Origin of the sequence: Xenorhabdus taiwanensis (genome assembly GCF_036512875.1) — a bacterium.
In the GTDB taxonomy this organism is placed as follows: domain Bacteria; phylum Pseudomonadota; class Gammaproteobacteria; order Enterobacterales; family Enterobacteriaceae; genus Xenorhabdus; species Xenorhabdus taiwanensis.
In genome coordinates this window covers 3,256,296-3,274,091 of the sequence record NZ_AP028978.1, presented here as the reverse complement: position 1 = coordinate 3,274,091, position 17,796 = coordinate 3,256,296, and the positions used below count along the sequence as shown (strand labels likewise).

General features: G+C 44.6%; 16 protein-coding genes and 1 pseudogene. 15 read left to right on the top strand and 2 right to left on the bottom strand.

Annotation, left to right across the window (positions count from 1 at the left end):
- The first annotated feature begins 1 nt into the window (after position 1).
- The 14 genes and pseudogenes from cysI (at position 2) to rpoS (ending at position 13,692) form a co-directional block, all read left to right on the top strand.
- Positions 2-1,741: an assimilatory sulfite reductase (NADPH) hemoprotein subunit gene (cysI, locus tag ACE1SE_RS15170; protein WP_374051579.1), complete on the top strand. Its 1,740-nt coding sequence runs from the start codon at positions 2-4 to the stop codon at positions 1,739-1,741.
- Positions 1,738-2,472 carry a phosphoadenylyl-sulfate reductase gene (locus ACE1SE_RS15165; protein WP_374051578.1) on the top strand — a complete coding sequence of 245 codons (735 nt, stop codon included), beginning with the start codon at positions 1,738-1,740 and terminating at the stop codon, positions 2,470-2,472. The genes cysI and ACE1SE_RS15165 overlap by 4 nt, the downstream gene beginning before the upstream one ends.
- Positions 2,473-2,750: 278 nt before the next feature.
- Positions 2,751-4,172, top strand: a complete 1,422-nt coding sequence (gene cysG / locus ACE1SE_RS15160) for a siroheme synthase CysG (protein ID WP_374051577.1) — start codon at positions 2,751-2,753, stop codon at positions 4,170-4,172.
- Between the two features lie 10 nt (positions 4,173-4,182).
- Positions 4,183-5,091 (top strand): sulfate adenylyltransferase subunit CysD, encoded by a 909-nt coding sequence (gene cysD, locus ACE1SE_RS15155; protein WP_374051576.1) that lies wholly within the window; start codon positions 4,183-4,185, stop codon positions 5,089-5,091.
- Between the two features lie 11 nt (positions 5,092-5,102).
- Positions 5,103-6,545, top strand: a complete 1,443-nt coding sequence (gene cysN, locus ACE1SE_RS15150; RefSeq protein WP_374051575.1) for a sulfate adenylyltransferase subunit CysN — start codon at positions 5,103-5,105, stop codon at positions 6,543-6,545.
- Positions 6,546-7,145, top strand: a complete 600-nt coding sequence (cysC, locus tag ACE1SE_RS15145; protein WP_374051574.1) for an adenylyl-sulfate kinase — start codon at positions 6,546-6,548, stop codon at positions 7,143-7,145.
- Between the two features lie 208 nt (positions 7,146-7,353).
- Complete coding sequence (gene ftsB, locus ACE1SE_RS15140) at positions 7,354-7,647, top strand: cell division protein FtsB (RefSeq protein ID WP_374051573.1); 294 nt, start codon at positions 7,354-7,356, stop codon at positions 7,645-7,647.
- Between the two features lie 32 nt (positions 7,648-7,679).
- Positions 7,680-8,474, top strand: a complete 795-nt coding sequence (ispD, locus tag ACE1SE_RS15135) for a 2-C-methyl-D-erythritol 4-phosphate cytidylyltransferase (RefSeq protein ID WP_374051572.1) — start codon at positions 7,680-7,682, stop codon at positions 8,472-8,474.
- Complete coding sequence (gene ispF / locus ACE1SE_RS15130; RefSeq protein ID WP_099113361.1) at positions 8,471-8,944, top strand: 2-C-methyl-D-erythritol 2,4-cyclodiphosphate synthase; 474 nt, start codon at positions 8,471-8,473, stop codon at positions 8,942-8,944. Before ispD ends, ispF begins: the two co-directional genes overlap by 4 nt.
- Positions 8,945-8,962: 18 nt before the next feature.
- Positions 8,963-10,007, top strand: a pseudogene (truD, locus tag ACE1SE_RS15125) (tRNA pseudouridine(13) synthase TruD).
- A 109-nt stretch (positions 10,008-10,116) separates the two neighbouring features.
- The gene (surE, locus tag ACE1SE_RS15120; protein ID WP_374051571.1) at positions 10,117-10,881 is read left to right on the top strand and encodes a 5'/3'-nucleotidase SurE; all 765 of its coding nucleotides are present in this window, start codon (positions 10,117-10,119) and stop codon (positions 10,879-10,881) included.
- Positions 10,875-11,501 (top strand): protein-L-isoaspartate(D-aspartate) O-methyltransferase, encoded by a 627-nt coding sequence (locus tag ACE1SE_RS15115; RefSeq protein ID WP_374051570.1) that lies wholly within the window; start codon positions 10,875-10,877, stop codon positions 11,499-11,501. Before surE ends, ACE1SE_RS15115 begins: the two co-directional genes overlap by 7 nt.
- A 151-nt stretch (positions 11,502-11,652) precedes the next feature.
- Entirely contained in the window at positions 11,653-12,642 is a 990-nt protein-coding gene (gene nlpD, locus ACE1SE_RS15110; protein ID WP_374051569.1) for a murein hydrolase activator NlpD, read from the top strand.
- Positions 12,643-12,696: 54 nt separating this feature from the next.
- Positions 12,697-13,692: an RNA polymerase sigma factor RpoS gene (gene rpoS, locus ACE1SE_RS15105; RefSeq protein ID WP_374051568.1), complete on the top strand. Its 996-nt coding sequence runs from the start codon at positions 12,697-12,699 to the stop codon at positions 13,690-13,692.
- A gap of 250 nt (positions 13,693-13,942) precedes the next feature.
- On the opposite strand, the gene miaE is transcribed toward rpoS, so the two are convergent.
- Together miaE and mutS are read right to left on the bottom strand one after the other, a co-directional pair.
- A complete protein-coding gene (gene miaE / locus ACE1SE_RS15100) occupies positions 13,943-14,707 on the bottom strand; it encodes a tRNA isopentenyl-2-thiomethyl-A-37 hydroxylase MiaE (RefSeq protein ID WP_374053686.1) in 765 nt (254 codons plus the stop codon).
- Between the two features lie 17 nt (positions 14,708-14,724).
- Positions 14,725-17,286: a DNA mismatch repair protein MutS gene (gene mutS, locus ACE1SE_RS15095; protein ID WP_374053685.1), complete on the bottom strand. Its 2,562-nt coding sequence runs from the start codon at positions 17,284-17,286 to the stop codon at positions 14,725-14,727.
- Positions 17,287-17,590: 304 nt separating this feature from the next.
- On the opposite strand from mutS, the gene ACE1SE_RS15090 reads away from it, so the two are divergent.
- On the top strand, positions 17,591-17,761 hold the full coding sequence (locus tag ACE1SE_RS15090) for a hypothetical protein (RefSeq protein ID WP_374051567.1): 171 nt from the start codon (positions 17,591-17,593) through the stop codon (positions 17,759-17,761).
- Positions 17,762-17,796 lie beyond the last annotated feature (35 nt).

Sequence of the window (17,796 nt, the reverse complement as noted above, 5' to 3'; positions counted from 1 at the left end):
TATGAGCAATGTGAGCAAAGAAAAAGCAGATCCTTTGATCGTCGAAGGCAAACTAGCAGACAGCGAACGCATGAAGTTGGACAGCAATTATCTGCGAGGAACGATTAGCGAAGATTTAAAAAATGGGCTGACAGGCGGATTTGAGGGGGATAATTTCCTCCTTATCCGCTTTCATGGCATGTATCAGCAAGATGACCGTGATATTCGGGCTGAACGTGCAGAACAAAAACTTGAACCACGCCATGCCATGATGTTGCGTTGTCGCCTGCCGGGGGGAATTATTACCCCACAGCAGTGGCTGGGCATTGATCGGTTTGCGACAGAAAATACGCTGTATGGCAGCATTAGATTGACCAACCGCCAGACATTCCAGTTTCATGGGATCTTAAAAAATAATCTCAAACCGGCACACCAATTATTGGCACATATGGGATTGGATTCACTGGCTACCGCCAACGACGTCAATCGTAACGTGCTGTGCACGTCCAATCCGGTACAATCTGCGTTACACCAACAGGCTTATGAGTGGGCAAAAAAGATATCGGAACATCTGCTGCCCCGCACTAATGCATATGCTGAAATCTGGTTGGATAAAGAAAAAATTGCCACAACCGATGAAGAACCGATTCTTGGTACGACTTATCTGCCACGTAAATTCAAAACATCGGTGGTGATCCCGCCACAAAATGATGTGGATCTCCATGCCAACGATATGAACTTTGTTGCTATTGCGGAAAATGATCAATTAATTGGCTTTAACGTATTGGTGGGTGGGGGATTAGCCATGACCCACGGCGACAAAAAGACCTTTCCACGGCTGGCGAGTGAATTTGGTTTTATTGCACAGGAGCACACACTGGCAATTGCGGAGGCGATAGTAACCACCCAACGTGATTGGGGTAACCGGACTGACCGTAAAAATGCGAAAACCAAATATACCCTTGAACGTGTGGGTATCGAAACCTTCAAACAAGAGGTTGAAAAACGTGCTGGCGTGAAATTTGAAGCAATTCGTCCATATAAATTCACTGGTCGGGGTGATCAAATTGGTTGGTTAAAAGGCATTGATGATCAATGGCATCTGACCTTATTTATTGAAAATGGTCGTTTGTTGGATTATCCCAACCAGCCATTAAAAACAGGAATTGCAGAAATTGCGAAAATCCATAAAGGAGATTTTCGTCTGACTGCCAACCAAAACCTGATTGTGGCAGGGGTGCCTGAGAGTGAAAAATCGCGAATTGAAGAAATTGCCCGTGCTCATGGTTTAATTGACGATAGCGTGACAACTTTGCGTCACCACGCTATGGCTTGTGTTTCATTTCCTACTTGTCCATTAGCGATGGCTGAAGCAGAACGTTTCTTGCCGACTTTTGTCGATTATGTTGATGCGTTAATGGAAAAGCACGGTGTTGGTGATGAAGAGATCATATTGCGTGTGACAGGCTGTCCGAATGGATGTGGCAGGGCAATGCTGGCAGAAATTGGGTTGGTGGGTAAAGCGCTTGATCGTTACAACCTGCATCTTGGTGGAAATCGCATAGGTGATCGAATTCCTCGCATGTACAGGGAAAATATCACATCAACAGAGATCCTTGAGATACTGGATGAATTAATTGGTCGTTGGGCATCGGAGCGTCATGTCGGTGAATGTTTCGGTGATTTTCTGATCCGTGCTGATATCATCAGGCCAGTATTGAATTCAGCCGTCGATTTTTATGATTGGCAGGAGGCAGTATGAGCCGACTGAATTTATCGGAGCTGGTGGTACTGGCTCCAGCGCAGCAAATCACGTCATTGGCTGAAATCAATCAACAACTGGAGGTGTTGGATGCCAACGAACGTGTGAGATGGGCATTGGAACATCTGTCCGGCGAATTTGTGCTTTCCTCTAGTTTTGGTATTCAGGCGGCAGTTTGCTTGCATCTTGTGACGCGGGAGTATCCTGATATTCCCGTGATTCTTACCGATACGGGATACTTATTTCCTGAAACTTATCAATTTATCGATAAATTGACTGAAAAACTCAACCTGAACTTGAAGATTTTTCGTGCGGAGCATTCACCGGCCTGGCAGGAGGCTCGTTATGGCAAATTATGGAACCAGGGAATAGAGGGGATAGAACGTTATAACCAAATCAACAAAGTGGAGCCGATGAATTGTGCATTAAAAACGCTACAGGCCCAAAGTTGGTTTGCGGGCTTGCGTCGTCAGCAATCAGAAAGTCGTGCCAATTTACCTGTGCTGGCGATTCAACGGGGAGTTTTTAAAATCCTGCCTATAATTGATTGGAATAATCGGCAGGTTCACCAATACTTGACCAAGCATGGTCTTGAATACCATCCATTATGGGAGCAGGGTTACCTTTCTGTCGGAGATACGCATACCACCCAAAAATGGGAATCAGGCATGAGTGAAGAACAAACCCGTTTTTTTGGCCTGAAACGCGAATGTGGTTTGCACGAAGGTTAAATTAATATCACAGATCACAACAATTTCTATTAGATAGCGCATCTCGCAAAAAGAAGCGCTGTTTTTTTATTCCGAATATCTTGCTTAATCGGCCTTATAACATACGAAAAAATTATCTTATGCGATTCAGGAACAAATAATTACTTTTTGTCATTTCATAACCTGATCACAGCCTCATATATTCATCTTCTGGTCATCATAATAATTAAGAGCTATATCCTTTGTGACTTGAAATTCATAGGGTAGAACATGATTAGGCTCTAACGCGGGATGGTATTGTGGATTATTTACCTTTATTTATTGAACTTAAAGCCCGATCTGTACTGCTGGTTGGGGGCGGAGAAATCGCCTCTCGCAAAGCAGACCTATTACTTCGTACTGGTGCAGCGTTAACGGTTGTTGCTCCTGAGCTACATGCAGAACTGCAACAACGTTATCAAAAAGGGGAAATTGAGTGGTTACAGGGAACGTTTAAAACAAAATACCTTGATGGCGTATTTTTAGTGATTGCCGCTACAGACGATCACAACCTAAATCAACATATTTTTGCTGAAGCCAATAAGCGCGCTATCCTGACCAATGTTGTGGATAACCAACCACTCTGTTCGGCCATTTTCCCATCAATTATTGATCGCTCTCCGGTTATTGTGGCGATCTCATCGGCTGGAAAATCTCCGGTATTAACCAGATTATTGCGAGAAAAGCTGGAATCTTTGCTCCCATTTAGCCTTGGTACGATGGCAAATATTGCGGGGCGCTGGCGCGAACGCGTGAAACAACATCTTACTTCCATACGTCAACGGCGTCATTTTTGGGAAAAGGCGTTTAATGGGCGTTTTGCCACATTGATCGCCAATGGGCAATTACAACAAGCAGAAGAGCAACTTGAACAGCAGTTGGTACAAGGTGATTCTCATTGCCAGGGAGAACTCGCGTTGGTAGGCGCAGGGCCAGGTGATCCAGGGTTATTGACTTTAAAAGGCTTGCAGGTGATTCAGCAGGCTGACGTCATTCTTTATGACCATTTAGTGAGTGCAGAAATTCTGGAATTAGTTCGCCGTGATGCAGACAAAATCTGTGTTGGAAAAAGAGCGGGTAATCACGCCGTGGCGCAGGAAGAAACTAACCGACTTATCATCAAATTAGCGAATCAGGGGAAAAAAGTAGTTCGCTTAAAAGGGGGCGATCCCTTTATTTTTGGTCGTGGTGGAGAGGAGTTACAGATTGCAGCAGCAGCGGGGATTCCTTTTCAAGTCGTACCCGGCATTACGGCAGCAGTGGGTGCTTCTGCTTACGCAGGTATCCCATTGACCCACAGAGAACACGCGCAAAGCGTCACCTTTATTACCGGACATTGCCGTGAAGATGGCAATGAATTGGATTGGCCTGCACTCGCGCGGGGTAATCAAACATTAGCCATCTATATGGGGATCATAAAAGCAGCCTTGATCAGCCAAAAACTGATTTCACACGGTCGGGATAGCAATACCCCCGTTGCCGTGATTGGTTGTGGCACTCGTCCAGAACAGCAAGTATTGACCGGAACATTATGCGAATTGGAGCGATTGGCACAAGAAGCACCATCACCCGCCTTGCTGGTAATAGGAGAGGTGGCTCAACTTCACCATCAGATAGGATGGTTTGAAAGCAAAAACGCAGCTGATCAAGTAAATCGCCCTGCTGTGATTGATTTAGTATAAGGAGTGCTCAATGGACGAAAAAAGACTAACACACTTACAGCAACTTGAAGCTGAAAGTATCCATATTATTCGGGAAGTGGCTGCTGAATTTGCCAACCCCGTCATGCTCTATTCGATTGGTAAAGACTCCTCTGTGATGTTACATCTTGCACGTAAAGCATTTTATCCGGGAAAACTGCCTTTCCCTTTATTGCACGTAGATACAGGCTGGAAATTTCAGGACATGTACAACTTCCGTGATCGCACAGCGGAGAAATATGGTTTTGAGTTACTGGTTTACCGTAATCCACAAGGAGAGGTGTTGGGAATTAATCCTTTCATTCATGGCAGTGCCAAACATACCGATATCATGAAAACAGAAGGATTGAAGCAGGCTCTGGATAAATACGGCTTTGATGCGGCCTTTGGCGGGGCACGGCGTGATGAAGAAAAATCACGAGCCAAAGAACGAATTTACTCATTCCGTGATCGTTCCCATCGTTGGGATCCCAAAAACCAGCGTCCCGAACTTTGGCGTAACTATAACGGCCAGATTAACAAAGGGGAAAGTATCCGCGTCTTCCCGTTATCCAACTGGACAGAATTGGATATCTGGCAATACATCTATTTGGAGCAGATCGATATCGTCCCCCTTTATTTTGCTAAATCCCGTCCGGTTGTTCAGCGTGAGGGAACATTAATTATGGTTGACGATGATCGAATCGACCTGAAAGCCGGGGAAGTCATTAGCCAGCGTAAAGTACGCTTTAGGACACTTGGCTGTTGGCCGCTGACAGGAGCTGTGGAATCAGAAGCAGAAACATTGCCGGAGATCATTGAAGAAATGCTGATATCGACCACCAGCGAACGGCAAGGGCGGCTGATTGATAGTGATCAGTCAGGTTCTATGGAGCTGAAAAAGCGTCAGGGTTATTTTTAAGGAGTCCAGATATGCCAGCACTTGCATATAATGAAACTATTGCTACTCAGATTAAGCAACAAGGCGGAGTTGAAGCCTATCTTCGGACGCAGCAGGAAAAAGGATTACTGCGCTTTTTAACCTGCGGTAGCGTGGATGATGGCAAAAGTACCCTAATTGGCCGTTTGCTGCATGACACCCGTCAAATTTATGAGGATCAACTGGCAACTTTACAAAGCGATAGCAAGCGAATAGGGACTCAGGGAGAAAAACTCGATCTGGCTTTATTAGTTGATGGATTGGCGGCTGAACGGGAACAGGGTATCACCATTGACGTAGCATACCGCTATTTTTCCACGGAAAAGCGTAAATTCATCATTGCGGACACTCCAGGACATGAACAATATACCCGCAATATGGCGACAGGTGCCTCAACCAGTAATCTTTCCATTTTATTGATCGATGCACGCAAAGGTGTTCAGGAACAGACCCGCCGTCACAGTTTTATCAGCACCTTGCTGGGTATTCGTCACTTGGTGGTGGCAGTCAATAAAATGGATTTGGTTGGATATCAGCAAGAGATATTTGAACAGATTAAGCAAGATTATTTGAATTTCGCAGCACAATTACCTACTGACCTAAACATCTATTTCGTCCCAATTTCGGCGTTGGAAGGGGATAACATTGTTACCCACAGTGAAAAAATGGCGTGGCATACGGGAGAAACGCTACTGGATATCCTGGAATCCGTAGACGTAAAAACCAAAGCGAAGGAGCAACCCTTACGTTTCCCAGTACAGTATGTCAACCGCCCTGATCTTGATTTTCGTGGATATAGCGGCACATTGTCATCGGGGGTTTTATGGCAAGGCCAGCAAATAAAAGTTATGCCGTCTGGTGTAGTTTCCACAGTGGAAAGAATTGTCACTTTTAATGGCGATCTCACATTTGCCGTACCCGGAGAGGCTATTACCCTCGTATTAAAAGATGAAATAGATATTAGCCGTGGTGATCTGTTGATTGCTGTTGACGATCAAATGGGCGCGACCCGCCACGCTTTGGTTGATGTTGTCTGGATGTCAGAACAGCCACTGATTCAAGGGCAAAGTTTGGATATCAAAGTCGCGGGCAAAAAAAGCCGAGGTAAAGTCGATAATGTTCAATATCAAGTGGATATTAACAACCTGACACAGAAAGTCGCGGTTGAATTACCCCTCAATGCCATTGGGCGGGTGGAATTTTCGTTTGATGAACCTTTATTGCTCGACAGCTACGCGCAACATGCAGATACCGGTGGAATTATCCTGATTGATCGTCTGACCAATGTTACCGTAGGCGCAGGATTGGTGCGTGAAATCCAGGCAGATGTTTATGAAGAGCCTAAAGAATACAGTGAGTTTGAACTGGAACTTAACCAATTAGTTCGTCGCCACTTCCCGCATTGGGGGGTACGTGATTTATTGGGAGGAAAATAAGTGGCTCAGGATAATATTGTCTGGCATTCACATGTTTTGGACAGGGCACAGCGGGAAAGCGCAAATGGACATCCTGCACGGGTGATTTGGTTCACAGGATTGTCTGGCTCAGGAAAATCCACTCTTGCCGGGGCATTGGAGCAGGCATTGTTTGCACAGGGTATCAAAACGTACTTACTGGATGGTGATAATGTACGTCATGGCCTGTGCAGTGATTTAGGCTTTTCTGCCATAGATCGGCAGGAAAATATCCGACGAGTCGGTGAAGTTGCAAAATTGATGGTTGATGCGGGGCTGGTTGTCCTGACAGCTTTTATTTCTCCCCATAAAGCAGAGCGGCAAAAAATACGTGAACTAATGGAAGAGGGGCGATTTATTGAAGTGTATGTCGATACACCACTGGAGGTCTGTGAAGCCCGTGATCCCAAAGGATTATATAAAAAGGCACGAGCGGGAGAATTACACAATTTCACCGGAATTGATGCTGACTATGAAGCTCCTGAACAGCCAGAAATCTATTTAGATGGTTCACAATCTGTAGAGTCTTCGGTTGAAAAACTGCTTTTTGCCCTGAAAAACGAAGAAATCCTGCCAACTTAACGACCCAACTCAACAAACTGTCATGAAACACATTATTATTGTTAGTGAAATAATGTGTTTCTACACTCAGTTAATGCAATGTATTTCTGTCATATCGTGCAATCCTGTTGTGCAAGTAACCTTAAAATGGTTTTGCGAATGGTTTTGTGAGAGTCGGTGGCGTCATGCTTTCAGTTGTGGGATGATTAGCGGGTTTTCAGGGGGGGAGATGGGCAAACTAACGCTACTATTATTGGTTCTTCTGGGGTGGTTACAGTATTCGCTGTGGCTCGGCAAAAACGGCATTCACGATTATGTGCGGGTCAAAGCCGAAGTTGATAAACAAGAGGTTGATAACTTAAAACTAAAAGCACGTAACGACCAGTTGTTTGCTGAAATCAAGGATCTTAAAGGGGGTCAGGAAGCGATTGAAGAACGCGCTCGTAATGAATTGGGCATGATTAAACCGGGAGAATCTTTTTATCGTATGGTGCCTGATACCTCAAAACATAATGCGCAATGACCTTTACATCAAAACAGTAAATAATAATCGAAATGAATAAGTCACAACTTCATTCCCCCGCTGGTGTTTCTCTTGCTGAAATTATCGCCTTGATCCCTGCTGCGGGTATCGGTAGCAGGATGAAATCCGATTGTCCAAAACAGTATCTGAACGTTGCCGGAAAAACGATTCTTGAACATACCTTGGCAGCATTGTTTGAGCATCCTCGTATACAACGCGTTATTATTGCGTTGAATCCTGCTGATACACAATTTGCACAATTACCTATCGCTTCTGATCCAAGAATTACGACAGTGATTGGCGGTGAAGAACGAGCTGATTCGGTTCTGGCTGGTTTAGACTATCTGGCTGGTTTGCCTGCAGACAGGACAATTTGGGTTTTGGTGCATGATGCAGCCCGCCCTTGTCTTCATAGAAATGATCTCGATAGTTTGCTACGGATTATTGATCACAACGCAGTATCTCCTGACATATGTGGTGGATTGTTGGCGTCACCGGTGAGGGATACGATGAAACGCATGGCATCGCTGCCAGTAGCAGAGCCATCCACAATTCACCATACATTGATTGCTCATACCGTTGACCGTAACGGACTGTGGCATGCTTTGACTCCACAATTATTCCCTTTGCAGTTATTGCGTGACTGCTTGATCAAGGCACTTGCAGATCAAGCCTGTATTACCGATGAATCTTCGGCACTTGAGCACTGTGGTTATCGTCCCATGTTGATCAATGGACGAGCGGACAATATCAAAGTGACTCAACCTGAAGATTTGGCACTGGCTGAATTTTACCTATCCCAAAAAGCTAAGGAATCTATCGTATGAGAATTGGACATGGTTTTGATGTGCATAAATTTGGTGGAGAAGGGCCATTGATCATTGGCGGTGTCCGCATTCCTTATGAACAAGGATTAATTGCCCATTCAGATGGTGATGTCGCCTTACACGCTGCTACAGATGCTCTATTAGGAGCGGCAGCATTGGGCGATATTGGTAAATTATTTCCCGATACTGATCCTGCTTTCAAGGGCGCAGATAGCCGTGAATTATTGAAAGAAGCCTATCGCCGTATCCGTGCGAAGGGCTATCGGATAGGGAACTTGGATATCACCATCATTGCTCAGGCACCGAAAATGTTGCCGCATATTCCCCAAATGCGGGTTAACCTGGCGGAAGATCTTGAATGCCATATGGATGATATTAATGTTAAAGCAACAACAACGGAAAAACTGGGGTTTGTTGGTCGTAAAGAAGGTATTGCCTGCGAAGCGGTTGCTTTGTTAGTAAAGGAATGAGTTGGTAAAGGAATAAGCATGACTTTGAGTGAATTACATTGGCTTTATGGCCGACCGGAAGCGACTGGTATTGTTAAAGCCACGCCAGAAGATTTTATTGTTCGCGAAGATTTGGGATTTTCTCCTGATGGAGAAGGCGAACACTTAATGGTACATATCCGTAAGACAGGATGTAACACCCAATTTGTCGCGGATCATCTTGCCCGTTTTGCCAAAATACCCGCTCGCTCTGTCAGCTATGCGGGGTTGAAAGATCGCAACGCAATGACGGAACAGTGGTTCTGTTTACATATACCGGGGAAACAAGATCCAGATTTCACGGCATTTCAACTTGAAGGTTGTGAAGTGCTGGCAGCTTCCCGCCAGAAACGCAAGCTACGGATTGGCGCATTGAAAGGCAATGATTTCACGCTGGTATTAAGAGACATTTCTGACCGACAATCTGTGGAAAAACGCTTGCAGCAGATAGCACAAACTGGCGTTCCAAATTACTTTGGTGAACAGCGTTTCGGGCGAGATGGGCAAAATTTAGTTCAGGCTCAACGCTGGGCAGCTAATGAGATCCATGTCAAGGAACGCAACCGCCGTAGTTTTTACCTTTCTGCCTGTCGCAGCGCGATGTTTAATACTGTTGCCAGCCGGCGTATCGCTCAGGGTGAACACCAGAAGGTAAAAAATGGCGATGCATTACAGTTAACAGGGCGCGGTAGCTGGTTTGTGGCTGATGAACTTGAATTGTCGGTATTACAGCAGCGAGTCATGGATGGAGAGCTACAGATAACGGCTCCTTTACCGGGTCAAAGCATTAGGAACGCAGGATCAGGCTCTGGATTTCGAACAACAATGCTTATTGGATTACGAAGCGCTTTGGGCATTAGTCAAACGTGAGCGTGTGGAAAGTGCCCGTCGGGCAATATTGGTGAAACCACTTAACCTGTGTTGGGAATGGCAAGATGATCACATTGTCACTGTGTATTTCTCTTTGCCATCTGGTAGCTTTGCAACCAGTGTTGTTAGAGAACTGATCAATCAGGATCTCGACTCTTCCCTTGATATGGCTTGAATGCGAAGCACTCTGCAAAACTGTCAACGTCATGCTAAGATCAAACACACACAGGGTAATTTACATTATTAACCTGTTTTATTTTTATTTAAATCAATGAGATATATCAATGCTGCGGATATTGCTGAGTAACGATGATGGTGTCACCGCACCGGGAATTCAAACCTTAGCGGCTACATTGCGGAAACACTATCATGTTCAGGTCGTTGCACCTGACCGTAACCGTAGTGGTGCGTCGAATGCCTTAACGCTGGATCGCCCTTTGCGTATCAACACACTGAACAATGGTGATATTTCTGTTCAGGAAGGTACACCGACGGATTGTGTCTATTTGGGGGTAAATAATCTGGTGCGCCCTCGTCCTGACATTGTCGTTTCTGGTATCAATTGTGGCCCTAACCTTGGTGATGACGTGATTTACTCTGGCACGGTCGCGGCTGCAATGGAAGGACGCCACTTAGGCTTACCCGCATTGGCGGTATCACTCAATGGTGACCAACATTACGAAACGGCGGCAGAAGTGACCGTGCGTTTATTAGCTTTGCTGCAAAAATCCCCATTGAGAGCGGGCAATATTTTGAATGTTAATGTCCCTGATATTCCCATTGAACAAATCAAGGGGTTTCGGGTGACGCGATGCGGTCGCCGAAGTGCGGCTGAACAGGTTTATGCGATGGAAGATCCTAAAGGTAATATGCTCTATTGGCTAGGCCCTCCGGGAGAAAAAAGTGATTTTGGACCTGAAACTGATTTTGCTGCGGTAGAAGAAGGATTTGTCTCCATTACCCCTTTGCAAGTGGACTTAACAGCTTATAAAGCCCAGGAGCTGATAAGTGATTGGTTGGCAAAAGTCGGGGATATTGGGGAATGCTAAACCGATCAATGAAAAATTTGCTGGCGCAACTGCGTCAGCAAGGAATTCACAACGAGCACCTGTTGGAGGTTATTGGCAAAGTACCTCGAGAATGTTTTGTGGATGAAGCTCTCGCACATAAGGCATATGAAAATACCGCACTGCCTATTGGTCATGGGCAAACGATATCACAACCTTATATTGTCGCTCGCATGACAGAGTTGCTGAATTTAACCCCTGAATCCAATGTATTGGAAATTGGAACCGGCTCAGGTTATCAAACGGCGATACTTGCCCACTTAGCCAAACGTGTTTTCTCCGTGGAGCGGATTAAGGGATTGCAGTGGCAGGCTAAGCGCAGATTGAAGCAACTTGACCTACACAATATCTCAACCCGCCACGGTGATGGTTGGGATGGATGGTCATCAAAAGGACCCTTTGACGCTATTATTGTCACAGCTGCACCACCAGAAATTCCGCAGGCATTACTCCATCAACTTGCTGATGGAGGGGTGATGGTTTTACCTGTCGGCGAGCGTACTCAGTTACTGAAAGTAGTACATCGTTATGGGAATGATTTCCATAGCGACGTTATCGAACCTGTCCGTTTTGTACCCCTAATTCAAGGCGAGCTAACATAATTAGCTAATTTATTTGAGAGGGATAATTTCAAATTAGCTGTTATTCTTTCTGAAATTAAGCAAAATGTTTCGCTTTAAATCTTTCGTAATCCTAAATTTTTATAAAGCATTATTATTTTCACTTATATTTGCCTTTATGGGGGAATAAAGTATGAATCTAGAAAAACCAGTGGAAAAAATAAAGTGGATAATCGCCAGTACTGTTATGGGTGTCGTATTGATAGGTTGCAGTAATACACCAAATCGTCCAGCCCCAATCGTGAATATCGATACAAATCGTGTTTCAGATAATCATGCGATTAAAAATCGTCAGCTAGTGAATAATGCTGCCAATAGCAGTTCATCTCAAGAGCGAATTATTTATCGCCGTAACTACGAAAATATTCCCAAAGGAAGTTACAACGGAAGTACTTATACGGTTAAACATGGCGATACTTTGTTTTATATAGCCTGGATTACAGGTAGTGATTTCCGTGATCTGGCTCTCAGAAATAATATTTCAGAGCCTTATAGCTTAAATGTTGGTCAAGTACTGAGAATGGGTAATTCAACCTCCAAAAATAGTGTATTAATAGCATCAAATAGTACCGAATCAAAAATTAGTCAGGTTGATTTTCAAAAAATTAATGCGTATCCTGCAAATATTGATAGACCAAGGTCAGGAAAAATGTTGCCAAAGGCAACCATTTCTGCTGGCGATAATTATTCTCCCAAATTATCTGTAGCAACAGATACAGGGGTAAATAATGCTATTAATGGTACTGATACTATTAATCGCTGGAGATGGCCGGCAGAAGGAAAAATTCTTGAAGGCTTCTCTGATTCTCAAGGAGGAAATAAGGGCATTGATATTACGGGGAGTCGTGGCCAACCCGTATTTGCTACAGCCCGTGGAAAAGTGGTTTATGCCGGAAATGCATTACGTGGCTATGGAAATCTAATAATAATAAAACATAACGATGACTACCTAAGTGCTTATGCGCACAATGACACAATGTTGGTTCGTGAGCAACAGGATGTTCAAGCGGGGCAAAAAATTGCCACTATGGGTAGCACTGGAACAAGTTCAGTAAGATTACATTTTGAAATTCGCTATAAGGGAAAATCCGTAAACCCGCTGCGTTATCTTCCGCAGCGATAAACCGGGGCAGGGATCTGAAATTCCTGCCCGCATTATCATGGGTAGGAGTAGCTGATGAGCCAAAGTACGCTTAAAGTTAATGAGTTGTATGATGATGCGAATTTAGACGAAAATAGCATGGAAGCTGATGACTTTGATGAAGCGTTGCTGAAAGATGAGGATGATACAACTGGTCTTGATGAAGATTTGGATTTGTTGCAAGGAGTAAACCAACGGGTTCTTGATGCAACACAGCTTTATCTTGGAGAGATTGGTTTCTCACCTCTGCTGACAGCAGAGGAAGAGGTTCTTTTCGCCAGACGAGCACTGCGAGGGGATGTTGCTGCACGCCAACGCATGATTGAAAGTAACTTGCGATTGGTTGTAAAAATATCCCGCCGATATAGCAATCGTGGATTAGCACTGCTGGATCTGATTGAAGAAGGTAACCTTGGGCTTATTCGTGCAGTGGAAAAATTTGATCCTGAAAGAGGTTTTCGTTTTTCCACTTATGCGACATGGTGGATCCGTCAAACCATTGAACGGGCCATTATGAATCAAACGCGCACAATTCGCCTGCCTATTCATATAGTCAAAGAATTGAATGTCTATTTACGTACCGCAAGAGAACTGGCACATAAATTGGACCATGAACCGAGTATTGAAGAAATTGCGGAAAAACTGGATAAACCGGTTGAAGACGTAAGTCGTATGATGCGGCTGAATGAACGCATTACTTCTGTCGATACACCGCTTAGTGGTGATTCAGATAAGGCATTATTGGATATTTTATCTGATGAAAATGATTCTGGACCAGAAACAACTATTCAAGATGATGATATGAAACAGAGTATCGTGAAATGGTTGTTTGAGCTGAACGCAAAACAGCGTGAGGTTTTGGCCCGTCGTTTCGGTTTGCTTGGATATGAAGCAGAAACATTGGAAGATGTTGGGCGAGAAATTGGTTTAACAAGAGAGAGAGTTCGTCAGATTCAAGTTGAGGGATTGCGCCGTCTCAGAGACATATTGCATACCCAAGGTTTGAATATAGAATCATTATTCCGTACTTAATTCTTTATACTTTAGAACGAATACCTAAGAAATTTTAAATTGCAATGTTAGTGGAAAATAGATGAATTTCCAGAAACAAAGATAATTAGACAACTTGGTGATGGCAAGAGTAGAAGTAATTCCAAAAGTGACAATTGAAAAGATAAAGGTATAGAGAAGGCAGGCGGTAATCCTAAGGTGGGCTAAATAAGCCCACCTTTTATTTGCTAATTTATATTTTCATTACCATTTGGTGTGACATTTATCAATTTTAGATCACCGGAACACCACTATGAAATTTAAAATCATGATCAGGAGTTTGAATAAGTTCTGCTTCAACCCGACCGAAGTAACTCACTCTTTCCGTAATATCTTCTTTAGATATTGACTGAGCGAGCATCAAATAATCTTGGTAATGGCGAGCCTCTGAACGCAGCAGAGAAATATAAAACTTACCCAAATCCTCATCCAGATGAGGAGCCAATTTTGCGAAACGTTCGCATGAGCGTGCTTCAATATAAGCACCAATAATCAATTTATCGACCAACGTATAAGGTTCATGATTGGTGACATGCTGAAATAGGGATTTAGCATAGCGGCTGGCACTGATACTGTCATAGCTTACCCCTCTGGCATCCATGATTTCTAACACTTGGTAAAAATGATGCAACTCTTCCTTAATTAATAACACCATTTTATCGATGAGATCTTGACTATAAGGTGATCTTGCCCGCGCGGTAATTTGCTTGGTGGCCTGATTTTTTCCTTTCAATGAATGGATATCCCCCATTTTTTTATAGGCAAAATCCTCATAGGGCTGAAACCAAGCCAGCAGAGCATCAGCACTTTCAGGAGCAACGGCATATTTACGAATTAAGAACATAGCACTTTGTGCCGCTTTCAATTCACATAGCAGATGATCGCGCAATAAAATGGGCAGATTCTCAGGCCGCCGCGCTTTTTCTACCCATTGGTCGGGCGTTTCGCACTGTAAAAATTGATAAATGGGAACTAACAGATTAGCATCAAACTTCATGGCTGTTTCATTCATTGTTAAACCATATCTTTCAGACGATAAATCCACTCTAATGCCTGACGTGGTGTCAAGGTATCTGGATTAAGGTTTTCCAATGCTTCCACTGCTGGAGATGTTTCTTCTGTCAGCAGGGTTAACTGTGGTGTATCGACATGGCCAACTGCCGCATTATTGGAGATTGATTCCAGATCTTTCAATTTTTGGCGCGCACGTTTAATGACATCACGCGGAACACCTGCCAGCGAGGCAACAGCCAGTCCATAACTCTTACTTGCTGCCCCTTCTTGCACACTGTGCATGAAAGCAATGGTGTCACCATGCTCGACAGCATCAAGATGAATATTGGCGACGCCTTCCAGTTTCTCAGGCAATGTTGTCAGTTCGAAATAGTGAGTCGCAAACAGTGTCATTGCTTTGATGCGATTAGCTAAATTTTCAGCACAGGCCCACGCCAAGGATAAACCATCATAAGTTGATGTACCACGACCGATCTCATCCATCAAAACCAGACTATGTTCAGTCGCGTTATGTAAGATATTGGCAGTTTCGGTCATTTCCACCATAAAGGTAGAGCGTCCTGATGCCAGGTCATCGGATGCCCCGACACGAGTAAAGATACGATCTACAGGGCCAATAACCGCTTTTTCGGCAGGAACAAAGCTTCCAATATAAGCCATCAACGTAATCAAAGCCGTCTGACGCATATAGGTACTTTTACCCCCCATATTTGGCCCTGTAATAATTAGCAAACGGCGCTGTGACGAGAGCGTCAATGGGTTAGAAATAAACGGTTCGCTTAATACTTGTTCGACAACAGGATGCCGACCGCCAGTGATCTGAATACCCACTTTATCGGTTAGTATCGGGCGGGTGTAATTTAGGGTTTCAGCACGTTCGGCAAGGTTTGCCAGTACATCCAGCTCTGACAGCGCTTCGGCACAGGTTTGCAAATCGGCCAGATGAGGCAACAACAGATCGAACAACTCTTCGTACAGGGCTTTTTCGATGGCAAGTGCTTTGCCTTTGGAAGTCAGCACCTTGTCTTCATATTCTTTTAATTCAGGAATGATATAGCGTTCTGCGTTTTTCAGCGTTTGACGACGAACGTAATGGATAGGGACTAAATGGCTTTGCCCACGGCTGACCTGAATATAGTAACCATGTACTGCATTAAAGCCTACTTTCAGGGTGTCGATACCAAGTTTCTCGCGTTCGCGGATTTCCAGTTTATCCAGATAATCACTGGCACCATCGGCTAATGCTCGCCATTCATCCAATTCAGCATTATAGCCCGTGGCAATGACGCCACCGTCCCGCACCAGAACAGGAGGCGTTTCGACAATCGCATTCTCTAGCAGAGTCTGCAATTCATCAAAATGTCCCACACGCTGCTGTAGCGCCTGGATATAAGGGGCATCTGAGGATGCCAGGATCTGATGAATATCAGGCAATTGCTGGAAAGCATGACGAATTCTGGCCAGATCACGGGGACGGGCAGAGCGGAGAGCAAGACGGGCAAGCACACGCTCTAAGTCACCGACCTGACGCAAAAAAGGCCGTAATTCATAACCGATTTCCTGTAATGCGGAAATGGCTTGATGGCGATTTTCCAGCACACCTTTATTGCGGGTTGGTGCATGCAGCCAGCGTTTCAGCATTCGGCTGCCCATCGGTGTCACACATTGATCGAGTACCGACGCCAGCGTATTCTCAGTGCCACCGGACAAATTTTGGGTCAGCTCCAGATTACGGCGGGTGGCGGCATCCATAATCACCGTTTCCTGCGGACGCTCCATCGTCATGCTGCGAATATGAGGTAAAGTGGTACGTTGAGTATCTTTGACATATTGCAGCAAACAGCCTGCTGCACGCAGAGCAAGCGTCGCTTTTTCCACCCCAAAGCCAATCAGGTCACGGGTGCCAAATTGCAAATTAAGTTGTTGTCTTGCTGTATCCAGCTCAAATTCCCACATTGGGCGTCGGCGCAGACCATGACAACGTTCAATCAGTGCCATATGCTCAAAGGTTTCAGGATAAAGCAATTCCGCTGGACGGGTGCGTTGCAATTCTGCGGCAATACTATCTTGATCGGACATTTCAGAAACGCGGAAACGGCCAGAAGTGATATCCAGCGTCGCGTAACCAAATCCCTGATTATCATGCCAGATAGCGGCGAGCAGATTATCCTGACGTTCTTGTAGTAAAGCTTCATCAGTGACGGTGCCAGGAGTGACAATACGCACAACTTTGCGTTCAACAGGGCCTTTACTGGTTGCAGGATCGCCAACTTGTTCGCAGATCGCCGCAGATTCACCCAGTTGTACCAGTTTTGCCAGATAGTTTTCGATCGCGTGATAAGGAACACCCGCCATCGGGATAGGTTGACCAGCCGATTGCCCGCGCTTGGTTAGGGAGATATCCAGTAACTTCGACGCTTTTTTGGCATCATCATAGAACAACTCGTAAAAATCCCCCATTCTATATAGCAGCATAATATCGGGGTGCTGCGCTTTCAGACGCAGGTACTGCTGCATCATGGGAGTATGGCTATCTATATCCTTTGCTGGAGATTCTTTCATATTGACTTGATTCAATTCTATTATTCCTGTTGACTCAGTTGGGCCATCGACGCTCAGTCAACCCATCTAAATGACAAAACCTAAATATAATCAGCTAAGGATGGAACGCGAATAGACCTCATCCTGGGCGAAAACGCTATCTTATCACTGATAATCTGTGTGATTCATCTGTGGATGCGATTAGAAGATTTAAACGGTAGGTTAGCAGGATTACTCGCAGGAATGTATCAGATTTTTTCACAATTCAGCGGGATTGCGAAGCGGCTCGACTTAATCTCCTGAACATCATTGTATGGGTTGAGCCATGCTATCAAATAATAGGAGAATAGATGGTAGAAAGCACTGGAATGCTATTGCTCCGTGTTGGAACGAAGAAGGGAAGCTATTGGCGAATCAGATAGTCACTCCTTTGGCGTTGGAAAAATTTGGGATAAATGTTGGCTTGAACTATTCGCTATTGCAGGTGCATGATTAAAAAGGAACCTACATAACTTGTATTAAGAGAAAAAA